The 23,180-nt window shown below is 53.5% G+C and carries 22 protein-coding genes and 1 tRNA gene; 9 read left to right on the forward strand and 14 right to left on the reverse strand.

Features of this window, described 5'->3' with window-relative positions; all coding sequences use genetic code 11:
* Window positions 1–19: 19 nt before the first annotated feature.
* The 3 genes from FJD38_RS15035 (at window position 20) to FJD38_RS15045 (ending at window position 3,180) form a co-directional block, all read left to right on the forward strand.
* Window positions 20–2,065 carry a terminase large subunit domain-containing protein gene (locus FJD38_RS15035; protein WP_146386028.1) on the forward strand — a complete coding sequence of 682 codons (2,046 nt, stop codon included), beginning with the start codon at window positions 20–22 and terminating at the stop codon, window positions 2,063–2,065.
* Window positions 1,992–2,843, forward strand: coding sequence for a phage portal protein (locus FJD38_RS15040; protein ID WP_158637864.1), 852 nt, complete (start codon window positions 1,992–1,994; stop codon window positions 2,841–2,843). The genes FJD38_RS15035 and FJD38_RS15040 overlap by 74 nt, the downstream gene beginning before the upstream one ends.
* A gap of 79 nt (window positions 2,844–2,922) precedes the next feature.
* Complete coding sequence (locus FJD38_RS15045; RefSeq protein ID WP_146386032.1) at window positions 2,923–3,180, forward strand: ogr/Delta-like zinc finger family protein; 258 nt, start codon at window positions 2,923–2,925, stop codon at window positions 3,178–3,180.
* On the opposite strand, the gene FJD38_RS15050 is transcribed toward FJD38_RS15045, so the two are convergent.
* The 7 genes from FJD38_RS15050 to FJD38_RS15080 all read right to left on the reverse strand — a co-directional run bounded on the left by FJD38_RS15050 (window position 3,156) and on the right by FJD38_RS15080 (window position 8,189).
* Window positions 3,156–3,368 carry a hypothetical protein gene (locus FJD38_RS15050; RefSeq protein WP_146386033.1) on the reverse strand — a complete coding sequence of 71 codons (213 nt, stop codon included), beginning with the start codon at window positions 3,366–3,368 and terminating at the stop codon, window positions 3,156–3,158. The two genes, FJD38_RS15045 and FJD38_RS15050, sit on opposite strands and share 25 nt — an antisense overlap.
* A 431-nt stretch (window positions 3,369–3,799) precedes the next feature.
* Window positions 3,800–4,021, reverse strand: coding sequence for a hypothetical protein (locus FJD38_RS15055; RefSeq protein ID WP_146386035.1), 222 nt, complete (start codon window positions 4,019–4,021; stop codon window positions 3,800–3,802).
* Entirely contained in the window at window positions 4,011–4,244 is a 234-nt protein-coding gene (locus tag FJD38_RS25155) for an Arc family DNA-binding protein (protein WP_146386037.1), read from the reverse strand. The genes FJD38_RS15055 and FJD38_RS25155 overlap by 11 nt, the downstream gene beginning before the upstream one ends.
* Window positions 4,237–4,512, reverse strand: coding sequence for a hypothetical protein (locus FJD38_RS15065; protein WP_146386039.1), 276 nt, complete (start codon window positions 4,510–4,512; stop codon window positions 4,237–4,239). The genes FJD38_RS25155 and FJD38_RS15065 overlap by 8 nt, the downstream gene beginning before the upstream one ends.
* Before the next feature lie 62 nt (window positions 4,513–4,574).
* Window positions 4,575–4,781 carry a hypothetical protein gene (locus FJD38_RS15070; RefSeq protein ID WP_146386041.1) on the reverse strand — a complete coding sequence of 69 codons (207 nt, stop codon included), beginning with the start codon at window positions 4,779–4,781 and terminating at the stop codon, window positions 4,575–4,577.
* Window positions 4,782–5,280: 499 nt separating this feature from the next.
* Window positions 5,281–7,953 carry a toprim domain-containing protein gene (locus tag FJD38_RS15075; RefSeq protein WP_146386043.1) on the reverse strand — a complete coding sequence of 891 codons (2,673 nt, stop codon included), beginning with the start codon at window positions 7,951–7,953 and terminating at the stop codon, window positions 5,281–5,283.
* Window positions 7,954–7,961: 8 nt separating this feature from the next.
* Window positions 7,962–8,189, reverse strand: a complete 228-nt coding sequence (locus FJD38_RS15080; protein ID WP_146386044.1) for a hypothetical protein — start codon at window positions 8,187–8,189, stop codon at window positions 7,962–7,964.
* A gap of 87 nt (window positions 8,190–8,276) precedes the next feature.
* Here FJD38_RS15080 and FJD38_RS15085 point away from each other — a divergent pair, with 87 nt between their 5' ends.
* The 3 genes from FJD38_RS15085 to FJD38_RS15095 all read left to right on the forward strand — a co-directional run bounded on the left by FJD38_RS15085 (window position 8,277) and on the right by FJD38_RS15095 (window position 10,757).
* Window positions 8,277–8,525, forward strand: a complete 249-nt coding sequence (locus tag FJD38_RS15085; protein ID WP_146386046.1) for a helix-turn-helix domain-containing protein — start codon at window positions 8,277–8,279, stop codon at window positions 8,523–8,525.
* An 85-nt stretch (window positions 8,526–8,610) separates the two neighbouring features.
* On the forward strand, window positions 8,611–9,666 hold the full coding sequence (locus tag FJD38_RS15090; RefSeq protein ID WP_146386048.1) for a phage integrase: 1,056 nt from the start codon (window positions 8,611–8,613) through the stop codon (window positions 9,664–9,666).
* Window positions 9,666–10,757, forward strand: coding sequence for an SH3 domain-containing protein (locus FJD38_RS15095; protein WP_146386050.1), 1,092 nt, complete (start codon window positions 9,666–9,668; stop codon window positions 10,755–10,757). Before FJD38_RS15090 ends, FJD38_RS15095 begins: the two co-directional genes overlap by 1 nt.
* Before the next feature lie 114 nt (window positions 10,758–10,871).
* On the opposite strand, the gene FJD38_RS15100 is transcribed toward FJD38_RS15095, so the two are convergent.
* The 5 genes from FJD38_RS15100 to rpsU all read right to left on the reverse strand — a co-directional run bounded on the left by FJD38_RS15100 (window position 10,872) and on the right by rpsU (window position 18,998).
* Window positions 10,872–10,948: transfer RNA gene (locus tag FJD38_RS15100), tRNA-Ile, on the reverse strand.
* A 15-nt stretch (window positions 10,949–10,963) separates the two neighbouring features.
* Window positions 10,964–14,335, reverse strand: coding sequence for a bifunctional diguanylate cyclase/phosphodiesterase (locus tag FJD38_RS15105; protein WP_146386053.1), 3,372 nt, complete (start codon window positions 14,333–14,335; stop codon window positions 10,964–10,966).
* Window positions 14,336–14,441: 106 nt separating this feature from the next.
* The gene (rpoD, locus tag FJD38_RS15110) at window positions 14,442–16,289 is read right to left on the reverse strand and encodes an RNA polymerase sigma factor RpoD (RefSeq protein ID WP_122784156.1); all 1,848 of its coding nucleotides are present in this window, start codon (window positions 16,287–16,289) and stop codon (window positions 14,442–14,444) included.
* A 68-nt stretch (window positions 16,290–16,357) separates the two neighbouring features.
* A complete protein-coding gene (dnaG, locus tag FJD38_RS15115) occupies window positions 16,358–18,307 on the reverse strand; it encodes a DNA primase (RefSeq protein WP_146386055.1) in 1,950 nt (649 codons plus the stop codon).
* 475 nt (window positions 18,308–18,782) lie between these two features.
* A complete protein-coding gene (rpsU, locus tag FJD38_RS15120) occupies window positions 18,783–18,998 on the reverse strand; it encodes a 30S ribosomal protein S21 (protein ID WP_002551877.1) in 216 nt (71 codons plus the stop codon).
* Between the two features lie 198 nt (window positions 18,999–19,196).
* Between rpsU and tsaD the strand changes: the two genes are divergently transcribed.
* Window positions 19,197–20,222: a tRNA (adenosine(37)-N6)-threonylcarbamoyltransferase complex transferase subunit TsaD gene (gene tsaD / locus FJD38_RS15125; protein ID WP_122784157.1), complete on the forward strand. Its 1,026-nt coding sequence runs from the start codon at window positions 19,197–19,199 to the stop codon at window positions 20,220–20,222.
* A 44-nt stretch (window positions 20,223–20,266) separates the two neighbouring features.
* On the opposite strand, the gene plsY is transcribed toward tsaD, so the two are convergent.
* On the reverse strand, window positions 20,267–20,836 hold the full coding sequence (gene plsY, locus FJD38_RS15130; RefSeq protein WP_146386057.1) for a glycerol-3-phosphate 1-O-acyltransferase PlsY: 570 nt from the start codon (window positions 20,834–20,836) through the stop codon (window positions 20,267–20,269).
* 74 nt (window positions 20,837–20,910) lie between these two features.
* Here plsY and folB point away from each other — a divergent pair, with 74 nt between their 5' ends.
* Both folB and folK read left to right on the forward strand, forming a co-directional pair.
* Window positions 20,911–21,264, forward strand: coding sequence for a dihydroneopterin aldolase (gene folB, locus FJD38_RS15135; RefSeq protein WP_146386059.1), 354 nt, complete (start codon window positions 20,911–20,913; stop codon window positions 21,262–21,264).
* A complete protein-coding gene (gene folK / locus FJD38_RS15140) occupies window positions 21,255–21,791 on the forward strand; it encodes a 2-amino-4-hydroxy-6-hydroxymethyldihydropteridine diphosphokinase (RefSeq protein ID WP_146386061.1) in 537 nt (178 codons plus the stop codon). The genes folB and folK overlap by 10 nt, the downstream gene beginning before the upstream one ends.
* 111 nt (window positions 21,792–21,902) lie before the next feature.
* On the opposite strand, the gene FJD38_RS15145 is transcribed toward folK, so the two are convergent.
* Window positions 21,903–23,156: a multifunctional CCA addition/repair protein gene (locus tag FJD38_RS15145; RefSeq protein ID WP_146386063.1), complete on the reverse strand. Its 1,254-nt coding sequence runs from the start codon at window positions 23,154–23,156 to the stop codon at window positions 21,903–21,905.
* Window positions 23,157–23,180 lie beyond the last annotated feature (24 nt).

Genomic DNA, 23,180 nt, shown 5'->3' on the forward strand with positions numbered 1-23,180 from the left:
GCCGCTTAGACTGCGGCCCATGTTCTATTCAAAAGAAATTAAAGAAGCCGCCAAACGCCTGTTTCTGCGCCGCTGTAAGGCCAAAGAAATTCAAGCGCAACTCAACCTGCCCAACATTCGGATCGTCTATTACTGGATCCGCCAAGGCGGGTGGGAAGACATGCTGTCGGATGAGGAGCCGCTGACCGCAGTTGGCCGTCGTATCACCCTGATCCTCGACAAGCAGACCACGCTGACAAAGGGGGATCTGGACGAGCTCGACCGCCTGACCACTGTGCGCGAGCGCCTGTTAAAGCAAAGCGCAAAGCCGGTCCCGGCCCCGACCGGAGAGCAACCGGCAGACGCTGGCCAGCCTCGGGAAGGCCGCCGCCGTGAGCGGGGGGAGCGCGCAGACAAAAGCGGGGGCAAGCGTGAGAAAAAGATTAAGAACGATGTCAGCGGCCTGACCGAAGTGGACTTTCTGGATAAGTTCATCGGCAGTATGTACGGCTACCAAAAAGAGCTCTTCGCCGCCAAACAGAATCCATTGTATTGCCGCATCCGCAACATCCTCAAAAGCCGCCAAGTAGGCTTGACCTACTACTTCGCGGGTGAAGCGTTTATGGACGCCGTGCTCACCGGCGACAACCAGATATTTCTGTCGGCCAGTCGTGCCCAGTCCGAGATTTTCCGTAGCTACATCATCCAGTTTGCCCAGCAGTGGTTTGGCCTTGAGCTGACCGGCAACCCGATCCAGTTGAGCAACGGCGCCGAGCTGCGCTTTCTGAGCACCAACAGCAGCACCGCACAGGGCCATCACGGCCATGTGTACGTGGATGAATACTTTTGGATCCGCGACTTTGAAAAGCTCAATACCGTGGCCAGTGCCATGGCCACGCACAAAAAGTGGCGCAAGACCTACTTTTCAACACCGAGTGCGGTCACGCATCAGGCGTATCCGTTCTGGACAGGCGAAGTGTTCCGCAACAGCAAGCGCGGTAAAAAACTCGCTGCTGACTGGCCGAAAGACAAACCAATCGCCCAAGGCGCCCTGTGCCCGGATGGGCAGTGGCGCAAGATCATCACCATTGACGACGCCATAGCCGGTGGCTGTGACTTGTTCGACCTCGCACAGCTCCAGCTGGAGTACGACGAAGACAAGTTTGAGCAACTGTTTCGCTGCAAATTCATTGACAGCACCATGAGCGCCTTTGCCCTGTCCGATCTGGAACGCTGCTATTCCGACTTGGCCCTGTGGACAGATTACGATCCGGACGACGCCAGACCTTACGGCAACAGCCCGGTCTGGCTGGGCTATGACCCAAGCCGCACCCGTGACGACGCCACGTGTGTAGTCATTGCTCCGCCGCTTGAACCCGGTGCCAAGTTCCGGATTCTGGAAAAACACAGTTGGCGTGGCCACTCGTTCACCTTCCAGGCAGCCCAGGTCAAGAAACTAACCGAGCGTTTCAATGTGCAGCACATCGGTATTGATACCACCGGCATCGGTTACGGCGTGTTCGACCTGGTGCGGGACTTCTTCCCGCGTGCGACCCCAATTCATTACAGCCTCGAAGCCAAGAACACCCTGGTACTCAAAGCCCAGGACACGATTCAAGGCAGCCGTATTGAATGGGATGCGGGCTGGACTGACATTGCCCAAGCCTTCCTGACGATCAAACGCGGCACTACCAACAGCGGACAAGTCACCTACAGCGCATCGCGTACCGATGCCACCGGCCACGCCGACGTGGCATGGGCGGTCATGCACGCCCTACAGAACGAACCTCTCAACACCAACAAGCAGCGACGCAGTCGCTACGCACTCAGCGGATCGAACAGCAATGGCCCGGCAAAAAAAGCAGCAGCAACCCAAAGCACAACTAGGGCGCACGCGAGCGTTTTCGTTCGGGGCACCGGAACAAGTCCTCAGCGAAAACATCGGGCAGTACTTGGGAATATTTGCCAGCAACGACGGGCGCCTTTACACACCGCCAGTGTCGCGCCAAGGCTTGGCCAAACTGCTGCGCGCCAACGCGCACCACGGCGCCATTCCAGGCTTCAAGCGCAACTTGCTGTTGCGTGAATTCATTCCCTCTGACGGCCTAAGTGTCCACACCATGCGCTGTGCAGGTCTGGACTTCATGGTGTTTGGCGAAGCCTACCTGCTCAAACAATACAACGTGTTCGGGGAGGTGTTGGAGCTGGAGCATCTGCCCACGATCAACATGCGGGTAAAAGTTGAAGGCGGGTACGTGATGCTATTGCCGGACGGCAAAGAGGATGAGTTTGACCAAGACGAAATAGTCCATATCAAAGACTACGACGTAGAACAGAATATCTACGGGGTGCCTGACTATCTGGGCGGTCTGCAAGCCTTGCTGCTGAACGAAGCCGCGACCTTGTTTCGCCGCCGCTACTACAGCAACGGCGCCCACGCGGGCTATATCTTCTACACCAACGACCCAAACCTGACCGAAGAAGACGAAGAAGAACTGCGCGCCCAAATCACCGCGAGCAAGGGTGTGGGTAACTTTCGATCTATGTTCGTCAATATCCCGGGCGGTTCTAAAGAAGCAATTCAGATCATCCCCGTGGGCGACTTTCAAGCCAAAGACGAACTGGAGAAGGTTAAGAACATCACCCGCAACGACGTGATCGCGGCATGGCGAATGAACCCGGCACTGGCAGGCATCATCCCGGAAAACAGCGGTGGCTTTGGTGATATTGAAAAGATTGACCGGGTTTACACCAGCAATGAGATACGGCCGATCTGCCAGTTGTTTAACCAGGTGAATGATGTGTTACGGGAGGATAGGTGGATTGGGTGGCGGGAAGAGCCGAAGGTAGAAGCGGCCTTGTGACGCACAGGCCGTAATTGATTGAGAACATTCCGTCCTGTGGCAAAATAGTGTGCGTACGCACACTTTTGGGGAAGGCATAATGCGGATTACATGTAAGGAATGCACCGGTAGGGCTCGGATTGGGTCTAGAGAAAATATGAATGCTGGGTACGCCAAGCTATATTGTCAGTGCCTAAATCCCCATTGCGGGCATTCCTTTGTCATGGATCTCTCTTATTCCCATGCTTTGCGGCCTTCGGCGGCAGCGGTCGACCAATTAATCTTCGATCGACTTCGCACGCTTCCTATTAGCTGTCAGCAGCAGTTATTTGATCAACTTAACTCTTTGCCAGTTTGAATAACAACAGTGCCAAGTTTGCTGGAACACTCCAGCAAACGGCCGTGCGACCACATCATTGTAGCTACTACTCCTTCACTTTCATCCTCATTAAGTGCCCTTGCACCTACGCAGACGCTTAAACTGATAATGACTTTTGCAACTTCCTCTATAATGTCTCGCGTAGTTGTAATGGTGCGCTGTTCCATTTCCGTAGTTCCATTTGCTGCTGTTCAGATGAGTGCACTTTACGTGTTGCATTTTCGGCTTGTCAAATATTTATTAATTATTTCAGGTTGGAAATAATCTGCCGATAAAGCGACACTACACCTTGTGTTTGCTAGTGTGAAGTTTTTTGATGTAGATGTTTTTTTATTCTTTTTGTTTAGAGGTTTATTGTGGTTTTGTCATGGCTGTATGTTCAGCTAAGCCGTTACAGCGTTACAGCGTTACAGCGTTACAGCGTTACAGCGTTACAGCGTTACAGCGTTACAGCGTTACAGCGTTACAGCGTTACAACATCAAATCGTAGTATGCGGTGACTTAAAAAGTTAAGGTTTGTTTTTCACTTAATAAAAAGGGCGCAGAAGCGCCCTGATGTTGGAGTGACTTTGAGTTTGGTCTTTTATATCGCTATTGCTTAAATTCTGATAACACCATAAGAGCGTACTCCAGACGTATTTTCAAAAGCGGCTACAAGCAATCCAGATGGCAGATTTATACTAATTGTTCGGTTGCCAGTTTCATGAAATAACTTGCCAGTAGCTTCAACTAGATTAAAGGTAGGTGGAAGCCCAAGCTGTCTACGTGCATCCACATATTGAGCGTTGCTTAAAGAAACAAACTGGCCGTCAATAAACATGGGGTAGTCCTTTTTCTTCGAGTGTCTCGATTCGTTTCAATAGTTGAGCAATGAGTTTGTCTTGCTCGATTTTGAGTTGGTCTTGAATAAGAGAGCGCTGAATCCGTACGATTATTTCACCGTTCATACTGCGCTGATTCGTACGAGCGACTTCAGCAATTTCAGGGCGCAGCCCCTCGGGTAAGCGAAGAACAAATTTATCCAGTTCGCGTGATTCATTCATGAGTCAGCTCCTTGAAAGCTGTGGCGGCCAAAAATTGTGCAACTACAGCCGCGTCACGTTCTGATAGCTCGCCCAAGGTTTGTGCCATCTCGGCCAGGCTCTCAAGTTTCTGGCGAGCGTCTGGTGTCTTGTGGACAATGTAGCCAATCAGCGCCGCGCCGATCATGGCCGTGGCCAGCAGTGGGCGAGGGTGCTTAAAGATCTGGCTGTTTGGTTTCGGTGCTGTGGTAGCCTTACGTTCACTGCTGCTTGGGTGCTGTGCTTGCATGGTGTTGCTCCTCTTGCGGTGGTTGGTGTCGAGGAGGTGCGAACTCCTCGACGCCGTTTTAATCAGGCCAGCTGCAATAGCGTGGCTGTGAATATCGGCTGCATTTCGCAGCGCACTTCAAACAACCCAAGATCACTACCCTCGACATCAGCCAGGTGTATGGCCGTGATGACTGTTGGGCAGTCCTCCGGGTGATCTTTCCAATGCATTGCGGCAGCCAGTTCAGCCAACTGTTCGGCTGTGCTGTTTTCAACGAATTGAACTGGCATATGTAAGCTGCCGGGTAGGGTGTTCGCGCAGTAAAGGATTTTCATCGTGCGGTCTCTCCAGAGACTTCAATGCAAAAGAAAATGTGTGTCGCCATACGTTCGGCGGAACAACCGGAACAGACATGGTTTAAAAGGCTGTTTCCCCTGGCCCTTATGGTTTTGGCTGGCCCAGCACCTTGAAATACTGAGGCGGAACATTCCGGAACATGTTTTCTGGCTAAAACCGTGCAGCCCTTGAACGGTAAGGGTTTGCGAGTTGTTCCGCCTGAATGGCTTGCCGGAACAACTTCAGAACAGCTTTTGAAAGATTGTTCCGGCGTGTTCCTTTGTGTTCCGGGAGTGACTGCGAGGTGATGCCTGTTATCTATCTGTTTTTTATGGATATTTTTTAAGTTATAGATAGTGTTCCGGTTGTTCCGGCAAGACAGAGGACACACACGCATTTCACCAAAAAGCCTTAAACCAAGGCCCATACGAAAGTCCTTCACACAAACTTTCATCACTCCCTACCGCTCTTGCGAAAGACCCAGCAATTGAGCGGTCGTTTCTCGATGGCCGATCGAACTTTTCGTATCTCAATGAAGGTGTGAGAGCTGCTTTGCGGTAATGCACGGTGCAGCTGTGTCGCGTGAATCACTTCCTGGCCAGCTAATCGACAGGCGTTGTGGAAGTGCTCGATGTTGATAGCGATCAGTGTCCTGTCAGGGCTGTGATTCAAGGTTTCCCGTGTTTCATCGTGCGAGCCTTCACCGTCCGTGTATGTGATCACCTTTTCATTCAGGTAGTGATAGATCTGCCAGAACCTGGCAGCTGTGGGGTTCTCACTGCTAACGCGCTGCTGACGCTCGATAGCGCGGCTTTCAACATGCTTGAATAGTTTCTCCATGAGTTGGTCAGACCAGCCCGGGAAAAGCATTTGGGTGGCTTTGGCTGCAGCCATGACTTGAGCATGGCAATGCACTATTCGCTGATGCTGAATGATGGTGTTTGCCTGGAGTCGCTGTTCGTAGTGATCGAAGGCTTCAAAGTAACGTGCCAGCCACTGCTTTTCTTGGCCCAAGCATCGACGCAAGTATCCAGACAGATCCTCAACCGGCAGAGCGTAGAGGCGATCGGAGACTACTTTACGTGCAGGCGTGTGCCCTGTACGTGTGGCGTGCATATGCACGATCCGCGTCAGAATGGCTTCGGATCCATCGACACTGGCGTTTTGAGAGATAAGCAGCGCAGCCAGGAAAATCAGGCTGTCGGTGTCATTGCTCGATGACTTCACGCCCACAGTACGAAGTGTGGCGTTATGGTCATAAAGAGATTTCCAATTTTCCCAGTTGTACTGGCTAACTGTGGTACGGCCTTGAGCATCGACAATTTGGCTATCTGACTCAATCAGCACCACCGGCAGGTTGCTCACTTGAGACAGAGCACGGGTCAAGCCAATGGCACTAGCCCCAGTTGAGTTGGGTTTCATCCCTTCGTAGTTCGGGCGACCAAACAACCGCCACAAGAAACGCAGCAAGCTAGATTTACCCGCACCGGCATCGCCCGTCAGTTCAAAAAACAACCATGAATGCTGCTTTGACCGAATTTGCTGCGTGAACAGAGAGGCCGTCCACCACGCCAGTGACGCTAATCCGTTCATATCGTTGACTTCAAGAAAGTCAGCGAACCAGTCAGGTTCCTCATCTTTCCCGCGAGTAAGTGCCAGGCTACTCAGCGACGTTTTCAGCCCGCTTTTACCTATCTCCAAATACCCATGACTGTTGGCCATGTACTCGCGGCCATTGTTAAAGCCGAAGGTCTGAAAACAGTAGGTCTTGCTCGTTGCGTCATAGCCTACAAATGGGAGCGCGCGCACAGTCAGGGCGTTCTCCAGCCATTTACTGCGCAGCATAGAAAGCACCTTCTCCCCACCCTCGAAGTTTCCACCAGGTGTGCGCTCAAGGAGTGATTTGGAAAAACTGCGGGGATCGCCAATTGAGTTCGGAGCCAGTGGCTCTTTGCAGTTCTGAGCCGGGTTCGGGAAGTTGAATTGGAAGAAAAACTGTTGATCACCGCTTAACGCATCCCGCTGGATGTATTCGAAGTGAGGAATGCAGTTGGCCACCTGTTTGATGTCGCAATATTTGTCGAAAATCTCTTCCCGGGATTTCGGAGTGGTTCCCTCGTCTGAATCCTTGTTCAGCTCCCGGTTTAGTTCATCGCTGTTCACCTTGGCGGTGAACAGGCGCTCCCCGAACTCAAGTAGAAAGAAGCTCAGAGGCTTTTTCAGGTGCAGCAAGAAAGCTTTTTTCGACGGGTTTGGAGCAACGAACAAGCGGCCTTGATAGCTGGCTTCTGTCATAAACACGTCGTCCAGCTGGCCATCGCGGTACACGTCGTCCCAATCGCGGTTTTTGCCAGCAAGTGCAACCCACGCGATTTCATCCATCGCCTGCAATTGGCGACGATACTTGGGGATAACCAGGTGCCCGGCCTTGTCGTCGTCCAGGGCAATGACCCAGCGGACTTTTAAGCCTTTATGAGCCTCGACCACATCCCATGGAAAATTGTTGGCCGAGATTGAGGCAATCACCTTGTAACCAGCGAGGTGCAACGCGATGGCGTGAAAGATACCTTCGACGATATAGACACTGTCGCCTTTCTCGATGGTCATGCCTTTAGGCATCCAGCCATCGGACTTAAAGCTCATTTTGTATTTGATACCGGCCTTGTCGCCGCCATTCGCCGCCACCATGGTCGCGTCGATGATTCTCTCCCAGTAGCCATCGCAAAGCGGGAAACGAACGGTATCAGCCCATTGGCCATCAGCCATTTTGCGGCGGCCCTGCTCATACCAGCCTTGAATTTTACTGACGTCGAATCCGCGGTTGCGCTGTAGATAAGCGTCCGCTGTTGCGTTCGGGTTTGCTTCCGATCGTGGGAAACGCTCACTGAGATTTTCAAACAGGTAGCTATAACGCTCGCGAGTCTTTTCCTCATGCTGGCATTGGTTGAGGCGGTTGCACTTGAGTTGATAAGGCTTGTCGCGGGCGATGTAGAGCGTACGTTCGCCACAGCTTGGGCAGATGCCCTTTTGCAGGTACTTGCCACTACGGATGTCCTTGAAGTCCAGCTCATGGTCTTTTTCCAGAGCGTCGATCACTTCTAGGCGGTAGATATCTTCGAATTGCATAACCGACCTCAGCGCTTAGCTGCGGTATGCGATTTCGCGACCCGCTCAACTTGCTCTGCGGCTTCGATAGCCAAAGCCAGCATGTTGACCAACACCGCTTCTTTTGAGCCTTCATTTTTTTCTCGGATCAAAATCCGACCGCGTTCAATCTCATTTCGAATGGCCCTTTCTGACTGCCCCGATCGCCGCGAAAGTTCGCGAACTGTGGTGTATGGCGTGTCGATAGTGATCTGCATTTGCTAAGCTCCGTGGGTATATATGCAGCAGATGTGTGTCTGCATGCACAGAATATGTATGTACCTACACAAAATCAAGAGGCCGTGATGGATTTAGGAAGCAAGCTCAAGGAAGTACGTCTGACAGAGCGTCTGACTCAGGCTGAAATGTGCGAGATCACGGGTGTCAAAATGGACACGTGGAAGGGGTACGAGTACGGGCGCAGTAAGTCCGTCAGTTCAGTAGAGCTGCTCAAAGTCACCATGCACCCTCGTTTCAAAAAATATGCGCTATGGCTTGTGACTGACGAAGTCGCGCCGGAGGTTGGCCAGATCAGTCCGGTAATCGGTCAATGAAGTTTGGCGAACCAACTCCGCTTTATCTGGTTTATGGAGTGTCTGGCAACACCGGAGGCCGGGCGAACCAGCCCTGTAAAAATTAGTGGCCATAAACAAATTAGGCGAAGGCCGTTATGAGGTTGATTGCCGTCCAGACGGTCGATATGGCGTGCGTCTGCGAAAGATTTTCAAGAGCAAAAATGAAGCTCAGAAATTTCAGAACCGGGTAATGGGGGAGGGGGCGACGGGCAGTTTCGAAAAAGCTCCCAAGCACGACACGCGCACGCTTAAAGATTTAGTCGAGCGTTGGTATGTGGTTCATGGCCAAAACCTCAAGACGGGTCAACAGAGGCTGTCCCTGCTTAACAATATGGTTGAGCGGATGGGGAATCCCAAAGTTTCGAAGTTCGGTGCTGCTGATTTCGCTCAGTACCGAGCCGAGCGAGCCGAGGGGAAATATGCTCGAAATACCCCGGGTAATGGCTTTGTAAAAGATGGGGGGCAGCCGAAGCCGATCAGCGCAAACATGCTCAACCATGAACTGGCCTATCTCCAGGCAGTGTTTAACGAGCTGACACGGCTGGGGGAGTGGGAAGGGGATAACCCTTTAGGGAATATTCGCAAGTTGAAGTTTGACGAGACCGAGATGGTCTATTTGCTACCTGAACAGATTCAGGCATTACTAGAGGATTTGAAGTCACGGGGCTCCGACGCTGCTCTAGTTGCTGAAGTGTGTCTGGCTACTGGAGCAAGATGGGGGGAGGCTGAGGTGTTACAGTTACATCAAGTACGCAATTGCCTTGTGCATTACAGCAAAACTAAGTCTAGTAAAAATCGATCAGTGCCAATATCTGAAGATTTAGAAAAGCGTTTAAGTATATCGTTACCCTTCGTATCTACATATAACACTTTCCGTCGTTCAATTCAGTCCGTTGGGATAAAGCTTCCTGATGGACAAATGACTCACGTCCTACGTCACACCTTTGCTAGTCATTACATGATGAATGGTGGGGATATTTTGACCCTGCAGCGAGTACTGGGGCATGCAACTTTATCTATGACTCAGAAGTATGCGCATTTTAGCCCGGGACATATGGCGGAAGTGGTAAATTTGAATCCTGTTGCCAAAATTAAATTTGATAAGGGCTTAGTGAGATAATGGTTAGAAAAAATAAGAATGATGAAGCTACCACTTCGTTGAAGCAGTTGCAGGATTACTATAAGAACTCAGCTGCTGGACAACTACTGTCTGGTGGATACGCTGAACAGCTTAGATACGTTGAACAGCTTAGGAAAACACAAGAAGCTACTCTAAGTATCAGCGCAGCTAGCCATGCAGCGCTAATGACTGGTGCAGCTGGTGTGGTCACAAATGTGGATTACCTGAAGCAAATAAGCGCTTTCCGCGATTCATTAATAACAGATAAGTTCAGATCTTCTGTATTAACAAGTGAGTCACTTGCTCAAGCAGCTGCCGCTGCTAAGTCTGGTTACGTTAATGCATTTGAAAATACCGCAGCGTTTTCAATCTATGCCAACGCAGCTAAGAGTGCAGCGAAGTATGCGGATCTTGCGAGTATCATATCAGGTGATACATATTCGAAGTTGTTAGATAGTATTAGAGGTTTTTCGCAAGAGTCAGATTGGCTTGAAAAACAAAAGGATTCTATTTTATATAATTATCTTGCGGGCGCAGATGCAGATAAAAGTGCTGTAATTTCCCGTATGCAAGAAAGCTTTGAGTCCAGTTTGTTTAGTGTTGACTCATTTACTTGGGAGGAGATTCCTGAGGTTCGACGAGAGCTGGAGATTGAGCTCGTCGAATATATTAAATTTGGTCGAGATATTTTAGAGCTTTCTGTTGAGGCTAGAAAGTATTTTATAAAGTACTGGGCCTTTCTTTGGGATGCCTTGAGTAAAGCTTCTGTAATTATCACAATCAGCTCTATTCTATCTTGTACCCAAGCCGATTTAGAGAAAGCTACTTCATCGGAAGAGATTCGTCATGTAGTGAAATCCGTGCATGCAGACCGTCGCGAGATTCTTGCCGGTTACAGCGTTGTCACTGGTAGCAATGTCATTCTCCGATCTAGGGCTGATAAAAACTCACCTGAGCTTGGACGCCTGCCTATGAATACTTGGGTGGAGAATTTGCATGATGATGCTGAGGCCTGGATTCATGTGAGGGTGGAGATTGGCGGTGAGGAGATAGAGGGTTGGATTGCACGCCGTTATCTGGCGGTTTTCTGAGGTTTTTTGCGGTGTGGACGCTTTGTGGACGCTATTGGAGATTTGCAGCGGGTGAGCCGATCCTTGGATCTATTCTCAGAAACACGAAAGCCGCGCAGTGCGCGGCTTTGAGTATGGTGGGCCCAGTAGGACTCGAACCTACGACCAAGGGATTATGAGTCCCCTGCTCTAACCAACTGAGCTATAGGCCCTCAGTAGGTCGCGGATTATAACGATGGTTTAGCGTCAGTGCTATCCGAAAAGTCTGAAATAGACATACGAAGAAAGGAAGCTGCGAACTCTTCCGCAGATAACGGCACGCTGACGAGGTATCCCTGTATCTGTTCGCAGCCTTCTTTAGCCAAGAAATCCTGTTGTGCCTGGGTTTCTACACCTTCGGCGATGATGGTCAGTTGCATGCTGCGCCCCAGTGCAATGATGGCGCGGACGATGGCGACATCATCGGCATCATCCGGGAGCCCGCGGATAAATGACTGGTCGATTTTCAGCGTGTTGAGCGGTAAACGTTTGAGGTAACTGAGGGAGGAATACCCGGTGCCGAAGTCATCAATGGCCAGTTGCACGCCAAGCTGCTTGAGCTTATGCAAGACGTCCAGCGCTTCTTCGGTTTGACTCATGATGAAGTTTTCGGTGATCTCCAGCTGTAATGCATCTGGCTCAAGGGAGTAACTTTTGAGCAGCTCTTGAATGCGTGCCAGCAGCGCGGGTTGGCGCAGTTGTGTGCCCGACAAGTTGACGGACACGGGCCCGAAGGGCTCATACAGTTGTTTCCATGCATTTAATTGTTGGCAGGCGTGCTCAAGTACCCAATCGCCGATGGGAATGATCATGCCGTTTTCTTCGGCCAGAACGATGAAGCGATCAGGCGGGATGTTTCCCAGGTCAGGATGGTTCCAGCGAATCAGTGCTTCAGCCCCCACCAGGCTATGGTCTTTCAGGCTTATTTTGGGTTGGTAAGACAAGGACAACTGGCCGCGCTCCATTGCACGGCGCAGTTCTTGTTCCAGCAGGACTCGCGCACTGGCTTGGGCAGTCAGGTCATGGGTGTAGCGTTCAATACGGTTGCGCCCTTTAAGCTTTGAGCGGTACATCGCCGCGTCGGCGTTTTTGACCAGTGTGGCGACGTCGGTTCCGTCATCGGGGTAAATACTGGCGCCGATGCTGGCACTGATAAAAAGCTCATGTTCACCTGCAACAAAGGGGGCGTTGAAACAGGCCAGTAGCTTGTTGGCAATCAGCTCGGCATCGCTGGGGTTCTTGAGTGCCGGCAGCAAGATGATGAACTCGTCACCACCCTGGCGGGCCACGGTGTCGATGTCCCGCAACTGCTCTTTCAGGCGGGTAGCGATAGCATTTAGCAACAGGTCGCCAATGGGGTGGCCAAGGCTGTCGTTGATGTTTTTGAAACGGTCCAGATCGAGAAATAATACGGCACCTTGTTGGCCATACCGATCGGGTTCGCTGAGCGCCTGTTGCAACCGGTTTTCAAACAGCAAGCGGTTGGGGAGGTTAGTCAGCGGGTCATGGTGTGCCTGATGATCGAGGCGGTCTTGTGCGTGTTTGAGGCTGGATATATCGGCAAAAACGGCCACGAAGTGGGTGATTTTGTGGTCACTGTCGTATACCGCACTGATGGTCATCCAGCAGGGGTAAGTCTCGCCATTTTTACGCTTGTTGCAGATTTCCCCCTGCCAGTGCCCTTCGTTGGACAGCTGATGCCACATCGAGACATAGAAAGCGCTGTCATGTTGCCCTGACGCCATTAAGCGTGATGACTGGCCCAAAGCGTCACGCTCGCTATAACCGGTGATTTCTGTAAAGGCGCGATTGACCGCAGTGATGTTTTGCTGCGGGTCTGTGAAGATGATGCCTTCAGCCGTACTGTCAAAAACCGTTGCCGTTTGCAGTAGTTTTTCCTGCATGAGCTGGCTTTCGCTGATATCGCGGGCGATGGTCAGCATGCAGTTTTCGTTGCCAATCATCAGAGGTCGAGTGGATATTTCGCAGAGCAATGTGCGTCCGTCCCGATGCCGCACGCTGCATTGGAAATCACGTACAAAGCCCTGTTGATCAAGGAGTGCCAACAGCTCGATACGCTGCTGCGGGTCGGCCCACAACCCTAGCTCCAGTGTTGAGCGGTACAGGGCGTCTGAGCTGCAGTAACCGCTGATATGACTGAAGCCTTCATTGACCTCGATTAACAGGCCATCGCGTTGTCGGGTCAGTAAAAGACCATCAGGCGATGCATGAAAGGCTTTGGCGAACTTTTCTTCAGAAAGGCGTAGCGCTTCTTCGGTCTCTTTTGACTGGCTGATGTTGATCATCAAGCCCCGCAGCACGGGCTGTTGGTTGTGGGTCGTTATGCTGACAATGTCTCTTATCCACAAGGTTTTTCTGTGGGCGGTTATGACGCGATAGTCAACGCTGTGATCGCGTCCGCTACTGATCTCCTCATCGCAATAAGCGTGAACCCACGGTAGGTCGTCGGGGTGAACAAGACGGCTCCTGAAACCCTCAAGTAGCCAGTCACTTAGCGGATAGCCGAGCAAAGCTCCTGCCTGTGGAGACACGTAGCTGTAATTGTAATTATCCAAACGTACTTCCCAAGAAATCGCGCAAAGGCTTTCTATCAGGCCTCTGTAGTGATATTCGCTGCTGCGTAGCGCTTGCTCGAGGGCAATGCGTCGAGAGATTTCGCTGCTCAAGCGGCGATTGATACGAATGACAACGATCAGCACGGTCATCAGTAACAATACGCCAGGCAGGGCATAGGTCAGCAGGGTATGCCACACCGGGGAGTAGTCGCTTGTTGAGCCTATCCAGCGCTCTTGTATGGCCTCTGTCTGGGCGGGGGTGATGTCAGCCAGTACTTTGTCGAGAATCCCTGCCCATAGGGTCTCGTCTTTCGGGGTGGCCATGGCCAGTTGGTACCGATAGGGCGTTTCGCCACTCACATAAAGGCCGTTGAGCTTGAGTTGGCGCATGCTCCAAACACTGGAGGCCAAGTCCCCGACCATGGCATCCACTTGATCGGTGGCTAACGCCTGAAGAGCGGAACTTACGTTGGGAAGCGCGACAATGTTCAAGTCGGGATGCTGGGCTTGAAGCAATTCATGGGGTGCATAGTTTTCGACCACGGCGACTTTGAGACCATACAGCTCTTTAATGCTGTGAGGCGCTGGTCCGTCTTTGTGGGCGAGGATGACGATGGGGAAGTCGAGATAAGGGCGGGTGAAGGCAAGGCTTTTTTGGCGTTCGGGGGTGGACATGATGCCCGATAGCCAATCGATTTCCTTGGCTTTGGCCATTTCAAGTACGTGGGTCCAGCTATGGGGTTCAACCGGTTTGATTGTTACGCCCAAACGTTTTTCGATCAGCGTTACGTAGTCAGCGGCCAGACCTGTATAGAGGCCATCCTGATCGCGGAACTCGAATGGCGGCCATGAGGCATCGATGCCAAGACGCAGTTGTGGGTGATCGTTGAGCCAGTGCTGTTCTTCATCGGTGAGCGTTAATGCGCCAACTTCAGTCGTCCAAGCAATAAATGACAGGAACAGGACAGCAAGCGATCGTGGCATGCGCTTCTCGAAATACACTCCAAAGCGAGGAGTGTAGTTGGACTGTAGCGCGGGGAGGGGTATCAGGCATAAAACAAAACCCCCGGCAGGGCCGGGGGTTTTGGTCTTACTCGTCGAGGAAGGAGCGTAAGTGCTCGCTTCTCGTCGGGTGGCGAAGCTTGCGCAGCGCCTTGGCTTCGATCTGACGAATACGCTCACGGGTAACGTCGAACTGTTTACCAACCTCCTCAAGGGTGTGGTCGGTATTCATGTCGATACCGAAACGCATGCGCAGTACCTTGGCTTCACGGGCTGTGAGGCCGCCGAGTACGTCACGTGTCGCTTCTTTAAGGCTCTCAACGGTGGCCACATCGATTGGCGACTGCATAGTCGAGTCTTCGATGAAGTCGCCCAGATGGGAGTCTTCGTCATCACCGATCGGGGTTTCCATGGAGATCGGCTCTTTAGCGATCTTCAATACCTTGCGGATTTTATCCTCAGGCATTTCCATGCGTTCGCCCAGCTCTTCCGGGGTCGGTTCACGGCCCATTTCCTGCAGCATCTGGCGGGAAATACGGTTGAGCTTGTTGATCGTCTCGATCATGTGCACCGGAATACGGATGGTGCGGGCCTGGTCGGCGATCGAGCGAGTGATCGCCTGACGGATCCACCAGGTGGCATAAGTCGAGAATTTGTAGCCGCGACGGTATTCAAACTTGTCTACCGCTTTCATCAAGCCGATGTTGCCTTCCTGGATCAGGTCGAGGAACTGCAAGCCACGGTTGGTGTACTTCTTGGCGATGGAAATCACCAGACGCAAGTTGGCTTCAACCATTTCTTTCTTCGCGCGGCGGGCTTTCGCCTCACCGATCGACATGCGACGGTTGATGTCCTTGATCTCGGCAATCTTCAGGCCAGTTTCAGCCTCCAGAGCAGACAGCTTTTGCTGGCAACGGATGATGTCCGGTTGCAGGCGACCAATGGCTTCAGCGTATTTGCTTTTACCTTTGGCCAGGCCTTCGCTCCAGCTTTCGTCGACTTCATGGCCTGGAAACAGGCGCAGGAAATCAGTACGCGGCATACGTGCATCACGTACACACAGCTGCATGATGGCACGCTCTTGTGCACGCAGGCGCTCCAGAGCGCTGCGAACACGTTCAACCAAGCCTTCGAATTGCTTCGGGACCAGCTTGATCGGCATGAACAGCTCAGCCAGCGCAACCAGCTCGGCAATTGCCTGCTTGCTGTCGCGACCGTGCTTTTTCAGTGCCTTGCGCGTGATTTCCATCTGGTCAGAGACGGCACCGAAGCGCTGTGCTGCGATGATCGGGTCAGGGCCGCTTTCGACCTCTTCCTCTTCGTCGCTGCTCTCTTCCTTGTCGTCCTCTTCGTCATCGCCTTCGGCTTTAACCTTAGGGTCGACAGGAGGCGGTACTTCAGCTGCGGGCGGCGCAATACCGTCGTCCGGGTCGATATAACCGCTCAGAACGTCGGACAGGCGGCCACCTTCGGTGGTGACGCGAGTGTACTCGGAGAGAATATGGTCAACCGTGCCAGGGAAGTGCGCGATAGCGCCCATCACTTCACGAATGCCTTCTTCGATACGCTTGGCGATTTCAATTTCGCCTTCACGTGTCAGCAGTTCTACCGTGCCCATTTCACGCATATACATGCGTACTGGGTCGGTAGTACGACCAATGTCGGTCTCTACAGCCGCCAACGCTGCAGCTGCTTCTTCGGCAGCTGCTTCGTCGGTGTCGGCATCGGCCAACATAAGGGCGTCCGCATCCGGAGCACTCTCGTGTACGGGGATCCCCATGTCATTAATCATGCGGATGATGTCTTCCACTTGCTCCGGATCTGAAATATCTTCGGGCAGGTGGTCGTTGACCTCTGCGTAAGTCAGATATTTCTGCTCACGGCCGAGGGTGATCAACTCTTTGATACGAGACTGCTGTTGCGCTTTTCCGGACATAACACCCTATCCACTGAAGGTCTTGGCGGGCAAAAAAACAAGCCGAGGATTATACCTTAGCTATGACCTCACGCGCCAGTTGAGGTCGGGTTTGTTGCGCAATTGTTACGACCCAGAAGGTCAAGTAACTGTTGCTTCTCCTCGCTACTGAGCTCGCCTTGACGTGCTTTTCGAAGAAGTTGCTCTAGATTTCGCTCGCGTTGGCGAGCTGACAGGCTAGTTATGGTGTCAAAAAACTGTTGTTCAAGGTTGTCGGCATCAATTAGCCATTCCTTTTCCAGCAGCCTTTGTAGTAATCGGCCTTGTTCTGTCCCATGCCAGCGGGACAGCAACTGTATGGAGCTTAGCTTAGGATTTTTCTGTACGGCCTCTACCAGAGCAATCAGTAGTTGATTGTTTGTCTGGTCTTCTGCGGCAAAGTGCCCCGCATCTTCAACTTTTTTTGCCAATTGCGGATGGTGCAGCAAAGTCCGTAAGGCCGTTAGCGTAGGGGGTTCAACCCCGACAGGAATCCAGGCTTGTTCACGCTCCCCGCCGCGTTTGCCTTTTTTGTCCCAGGGTTTGTTTTCCCATTTCTTGCCGGCAGCACCGGTTTTTTTGGGTGTCCATTCCTGCTGGGGGAGGTACGTGTCCGGTTGCTGGAAGTCGCTGTAATCCGGCATGGCATCGTAATCGATGCCCGGGTCATAGGCGGGTTGGGACGGCGCGGGGGCTTTTTGTGCCAGTTGGCTGACGGTCTCGCTGGTCAGGCCGGTGATCTCGCTAAGGCGCTGGCGCATCAATGTTCGAAGGTTGGCGCCGGGTACTTTATCGATCAGCGGTGCTGCCAGGGTGGCCATATGAGCCTTGCCTTCGAGCGAGCGCGGGTCGGCCTCTTCGGTCAGTTGCTGGAAGAAGTAATCGGCCAGGGGTTGTGCGTGCTGGTTGATTCGGGCCTTGAATGCATCGGTGCCTTCAGAGCGCACGAGGGTGTCCGGGTCTTCGCCTTCGGGCAGAAACAGAAACCGGGCGCGTCGGCCGTCTTGCAGGCATGGCAATGTCGCTTCAAGTGCGCGCCAGGCGGCATTGCGACCCGCCTGATCACCGTCAAAGCAGAACAGTACGCTGGGCACGACCCGAAACAGGCGCTTCATGTGCTCTTCGCTGGTGGCGGTACCCAGCGTGGCCACGGCATTGCGCAAGCCTTGCTGGGCGAGTGCGATGACGTCCATGTAGCCCTCGACCACAATGATTTCATCGAGGCTGCGGTTAAACTTGCGCGCTTCGAACAGCCCGTACAACTCCTGGCCTTTGTGAAAGACCGGGGTTTCAGGGGAGTTCAGGTATTTGGGTTTGTCGTCGCCTAGCACCCTGCCGCCGAATGCGATGATGCGCCCGCGGCTGTCGCGGATTGGAAACATCACGCGATCACGAAAGCGGTCATAGCGCTTGCCGGTTTCGGCATTCTCGACCAGCAGGCCGGCGTCAATCATCGCTTTTTGCTGGAGGGTGTCACTGCTCAGGTGTTTGTACAGGTTGTCCCAGCCTGGCGGTGCGAATCCTAGCCCAAAATCGCGGGCTATTTCGCCGGTCAGGCCACGGCCTTTGAGGTAGTCCACGGCCGCTTTTCTGGCGGGGTGGCTTTTCAAGGCCTGGCGATAAAACTCAGCCGCAGCAGTAAGGAGCGGGTACAGCGGAGAGTCAGTGGGCTGCCGCGGTTTGTGCGGGCGTCCACTCTCCTCTCGGGGGATTTCCATGCCCGCGGCTTTGGCCAGTTCTTCGACGGCCTGGGGAAAGTCCAGGTTGTCGTGGTCCATGATGAAGCCGAGGGCGTTACCGCCAGCGCCGCAGCCAAAGCAGTAATAAAACTGTTTGTCCGGGCTGACGCTGAAAGACGGCGTTTTTTCTTTGTGGAAGGGGCAGCAGGCGGTGTAGTTTTTGCCGGCTTTCTTCATTTGCACGCGTGAGCTAACGACATCGACGATGTCGGTACGGTTCAGAAGGTCGTCAATAAAGCTCTGGGGAATTAGCCCGGCCATGGCGTTCTCGTCATCACTGCGCAGCATTAACCTGCATAAAAGGCGTGGTCATCAAAGCGTGCAGGCAAGGGCTTTGCCGGGTTGCAAGACGTCTGCTCAATCATGTGGGGGAAGTGTATCTGTCGAAACACCGCTGATCATTAAGTAATCAGTGTAAATGGCTTCGGTAGGTGTAGCGCTCTGAGTTCCGCTGTTGGCCAATGGCTGGCCTCGGATAGCTCAATAAGCAGGCACGTGAGGAGTGCCTTGGGCTGATCGTCTTTGAGGAGAATCAGAGGGGTGTGCTCGTCGGTAGCCTTGGAAGGCTCGTCAGTAAAGACGTGCACCGCTGGCTATTAGGCCAGGTCTGACGTGAAAAAGCGTTTTGTCGCGGTCGCATCTGCGGCCTTGACAGTGTTGCGTGTAACTTGCTGCAACTGCCTACGGCCCGGCTTTAGGCCGGGCTTGGCAGAAGCATGCAACGAACGTCTGTGTATTAGTACAGACGAACGGCGCGGCGCTGCTCGCGCTGAACTTTCTTCGCGTGACGCTTAACAGCAGCTGCTGCTTTACGCTTACGCTCAGAAGTCGGCTTCTCGTAAAATTCGCGGCTGCGAACTTCAGCCAGAACACCGGCTTTTTCGCAGGAGCGCTTGAAACGACGCAGAGCTACGTCGAAGGGTTCGTTCTCTTTTACTTTGACGGCTGGCATCCAGAGCTACCTTCATTCATTACCGGGGTCAACGTCTCAAGGCAAAATCGCGTTGGAAGACGTCGGTTTTTAAGGGTTGCGGATGTTAACCCCTCATCGCCCGGAATGCAAAGCCTCTGATCGAAAACCGCTAGCCGGGGGCGGGAGTGGCGACTATTATGCGCGCCTTCGAATTTAGCCTCTACAAGGCGTAAACCCATGCTAGTACTGGGATTAGAAACTTCCTGCGACGAAACCGGCGTCGCGCTCTACGACAGTGAACGCGGGCTTTTGGCCGATGCACTGTTCAGTCAGATTGATCTGCACCGCGCTTATGGCGGTGTCGTTCCCGAGCTTGCCTCACGCGATCATGTGCGTCGCATGCTGCCTTTGATTCGTCAGGTTCTTGCTGAGGCCGATTGTGTGCCTACAGAGATTGACGCCATCGCTTACACAGCAGGCCCTGGATTGGTCGGGGCCCTTCTGGTTGGGGCCTCTTGCGCTCAGGCGCTGGCTTTTGCCTGGGGTATTCCGGCCCTTGGCGTACACCACATGGAAGGCCACTTGCTGGCTCCGATGCTGGAAGAGCTGCCGCCGGAGTTTCCGTTCGTCGCTTTGTTGGTATCAGGTGGTCATACCCAGTTGGTGCGTGTTGACGGTATCGGCCGATATGAGTTGCTCGGTGAAACCCTCGATGATGCTGCCGGGGAGGCGTTCGACAAAACAGCCAAGATGATGGGGCTCAACTATCCGGGCGGGCCAGAGATCGCGCGTCTGGCGTCTCAGGGTGTTGCGGGGCGATTTGTGTTCCCCAAGCCAATGACAGATCGTCCAGGGCTGGCATTCAGCTTCAGCGGTCTTAAAACCTTCGCCTTGAATACGTGGCAGCGCTGTGTCGCGGCGGGCGATGATCTTGATCAGGCTCGCTGTGACATCGCCCTGGCTTTCCAGCAAGCGGTGGTCGAGACGCTGACCATCAAGTGCAAGCGCGCATTGAAGCAAGCTGGCATGCAGCGTCTGGTGATTGCGGGCGGAGTGAGTGCAAACAAGGCGTTGCGCGAATCACTCGAAAAAATGCTCGGTGGCATGAATGGGCATGTTTACTACGCTCGCCCGGAGTTCTGCACGGATAACGGTGCCATGATTGCGTTTGCCGGTTGTCAGCGCTTGCAGGCGGGACAGCACGAAAGTCTGGCGATCAGCGTACAGGCGCGCTGGCCGATGGAGCAGTTGAAGCCTTTGTGAGTCAGGGTTGGCAGATGAAGCTGGGTATTTTTCATTTGTCTGATTCAGAAATGCCGTTCGCGCCCAGCCATAAGGTCGCGTAAATTACTGCGATGTCGCCACACGATCAGTGCCGTCAACGCGCTCATGGGTAGCAGGGCTGTGGGTGCTAGCCAGGCGAACAAGGGCAGGGTCAGCGGGGTGGCAATCAGTGCCGCCAGTGAACTGGTGCGGGTCAGCTGGAAGGTCAGTAGCCATGCGGTGACCGCCATTAATGCCGCTGGCGGGTAAAGCCCCAGCAACATGCCGGCGGCAGTGGCGACCCCCTTGCCTCCACGAAAGCGGAAGTACAGCGGGTACATGTGGCCCACCACGGCGCAGGTACCGATCCAGGCTTGTTGCTGCATTGAAAGCCCGAGCTGGCTGGCCAACAGGACGGGGAGCAGGCCTTTGCACAGGTCGCCCAGCAAGGTCAGGATGGCGAGTTTTTTGCCAGCCAGACGCAACATGTTGGTCGCGCCGGCATTGCCTGAGCCGCTCATTCGCGGGTCGGGACTGCCCGTCAGGCGGCTGAGCAAAATGGCGAAGGACAGAGAGCCAAGCAGGTAGGCGAGGATCGCCAGTAACCAAAACATGCTAACTATTCCGGGCGAGGATGCCCTGATTCTAACGGCGCATTGCGCCCTTGTCGTGCTGCGGAGAAGAGTGCTTGGACAGAGTGTTTATCGAAGGCCTGGAAGTTGACACCGTGATTGGTGCTTATGACTGGGAGCGTGGCATCCGCCAATGCCTGCGGCTTGATCTGAGTTTTGCGTGGGATAACCGCCCCGCTGCAGCGGGTGATGACCTGACGCTTGCCCTGGATTACGCCAGTGTTTCCACGCGTGTTCAGGTGTTTGCTGAAGAGGCGCAATTTCAGTTGGTTGAAACCTTTGCCGAGCGTTTGGCTGAGGTATTGATGAGCGAGTTCAATATTCCGTGGTTGCGCCTTAAGTTGACCAAGCCGGGTGCAGTTGCAGCGGCTTCAGGTGTGGGTGTGGAGATTGAGCGCGGATGTCGCTAACTCAGGTTTACCTTGGCCTGGGCAGCAATGTCGAGCGTGAAAAAAATCTATGCGCAGGGCTTGATGCACTTGCTGGTTTTTTGCAGGACATGCGCTGTTCGCCGGTGTTCGAAAGTCAGCCTGTGGGTATCAAAAGCGGGCCTTTTTTCAATTTGGTGGTGGCGGCCAAAACTGATTTGCCATTGTTTGAGCTTAGTCGACGTTTGAAGCTGATCGAGGCAGATAATGGGCGTTATGCCCAGGATCGCAAAGGTTTGCCGCTGGATATCGACGTGCTTTTTTACGGCAATCTGGTCGGTAATTTTGATGGGTTGACCTTGCCCCGGGCAGAGATACTGACTAACGCTTTTGTACTGTGGCCACTGGCATTGATCGCACCCGAAAAGATTCATCCGGTTGAGGGTAAGCCCCTGGCCCAGATTTGGGCAGAGGCCCAGATAGACCAAGTACTTGCGCCAGCCGCTTTTGAATGGCGGGGCGAGCAGTTGACGCCAGGCTCGATGCTGTCGACGAAGCGTAGCCGCTGACGAAGTACGAAGTACGAAGGCTGCGATCGACGACCAGGGCTCGCAGAAGCGACACGAGGTGGTGCCCTATTTAGCGACCGTTTGGCGCTTGATCGCAGCTTTTATCAGCGATTACGAGGAGTGGGGCTCTCCCGCCTGAGCTTTTGCGGTCTCTTTGTAGGTTTGCAGTGCTTTTAGCCGTTCATGTTTGAGCGCTTCGCCCAGCTGTGGGCCTTTGAATCCTTGCTCCAGCAGCGGCTGAACCGCCACAGCCTGAGCGGCCCGTGCCGCACCGCGCAGGTAATCAGCCTGCAGATAAGGCCGGTTTTCCATCCCCAGACGTCCTTTGGCGTCCATTTCGCACGCCACAATAAACTCTTCAAAGCGCTGTGGTCGACGGTACACATCAAAACGTTGAAGCAGTTCCAGCAGTGTTGACGCTTTGAGTTCCAGAGCGCGATGACCATGGGTGTGGTATTCGCCCACCAATAGCGCCAGCTCCTGACAGTCACGCGGCACTTTGTAGCGCTCATTGACTGCAGTGATCAGCCGTAACCCTTTGTGTTCGTGGGCAATATGCCGGGGCCATTGGTCCTCGGGTGTCAATCCTTTGCCCAGATCGTGCAGCAGGCAAGCCCATCGCACAGTGAGGGGTTGACGGTGCAAGGCCGCCTGCTCAAGCACGCTGAGGGTATGAAGGCCGCTGTCGATTTCGGGGTGATGTGCCGGTGGTTGTGGCACGCCAAAGAGTGCATTGACCTCAGGCAACAACACTTCGAGCGCCTCACAGCGACGCAACACTTCAATAAATACCTGAGGTTGATCTTCCATCAAGGCTCGGGAGATTTCTTTCCAGCAGCGCTCTGGGGTCAGTTCTTGCAGTTCGCCTGAGCGCGACAGTTGGCGCATCAGTTCCAGGGTTTCAGGTGCGATGCTGAAGCCAAGACCGGCATAGCGGGCCGCAAAACGGGCCACCCGCAGCACTCGCAAGGGATCCTCGGCAAATGCCGGAGAAACATGGCGTAAAACTCGATCTTCAAGATCGCGCAGGCCGTGATAAGGATCAATGACATTGCCCGCGTCGTCCTCGGCCATTGCGTTGATGGTCAGGTCTCGACGTATCAGGTCTTGCTCCAGCGTAACGTCGGGACTGGCGTGGAAAACAAATCCACCATAGCCGCGCCCGCTTTTTCTTTCAGTACGCGCCAGTGCGTATTCTTCACCTGTTTTAGGGTGAAGGAACACCGGGAAGTCAGTGCCTACAGGGCGATACCCTTGGGCCAGCATCTGCTCGGCGGTTGCGCCTACGACGACCCGGTCAATGTCTGTTACGGGTTTGCCCAGCAAGCGATCACGTACTGCGCCGCCAACTTTATAAATCTGCATAAAAAACCTCCGTTAGCGGCACAG

The organism is Pseudomonas saxonica, assembly GCF_007858365.1.
GTDB classification, from domain to species: Bacteria; Pseudomonadota; Gammaproteobacteria; order Pseudomonadales; family Pseudomonadaceae; genus Aquipseudomonas; species Aquipseudomonas saxonica.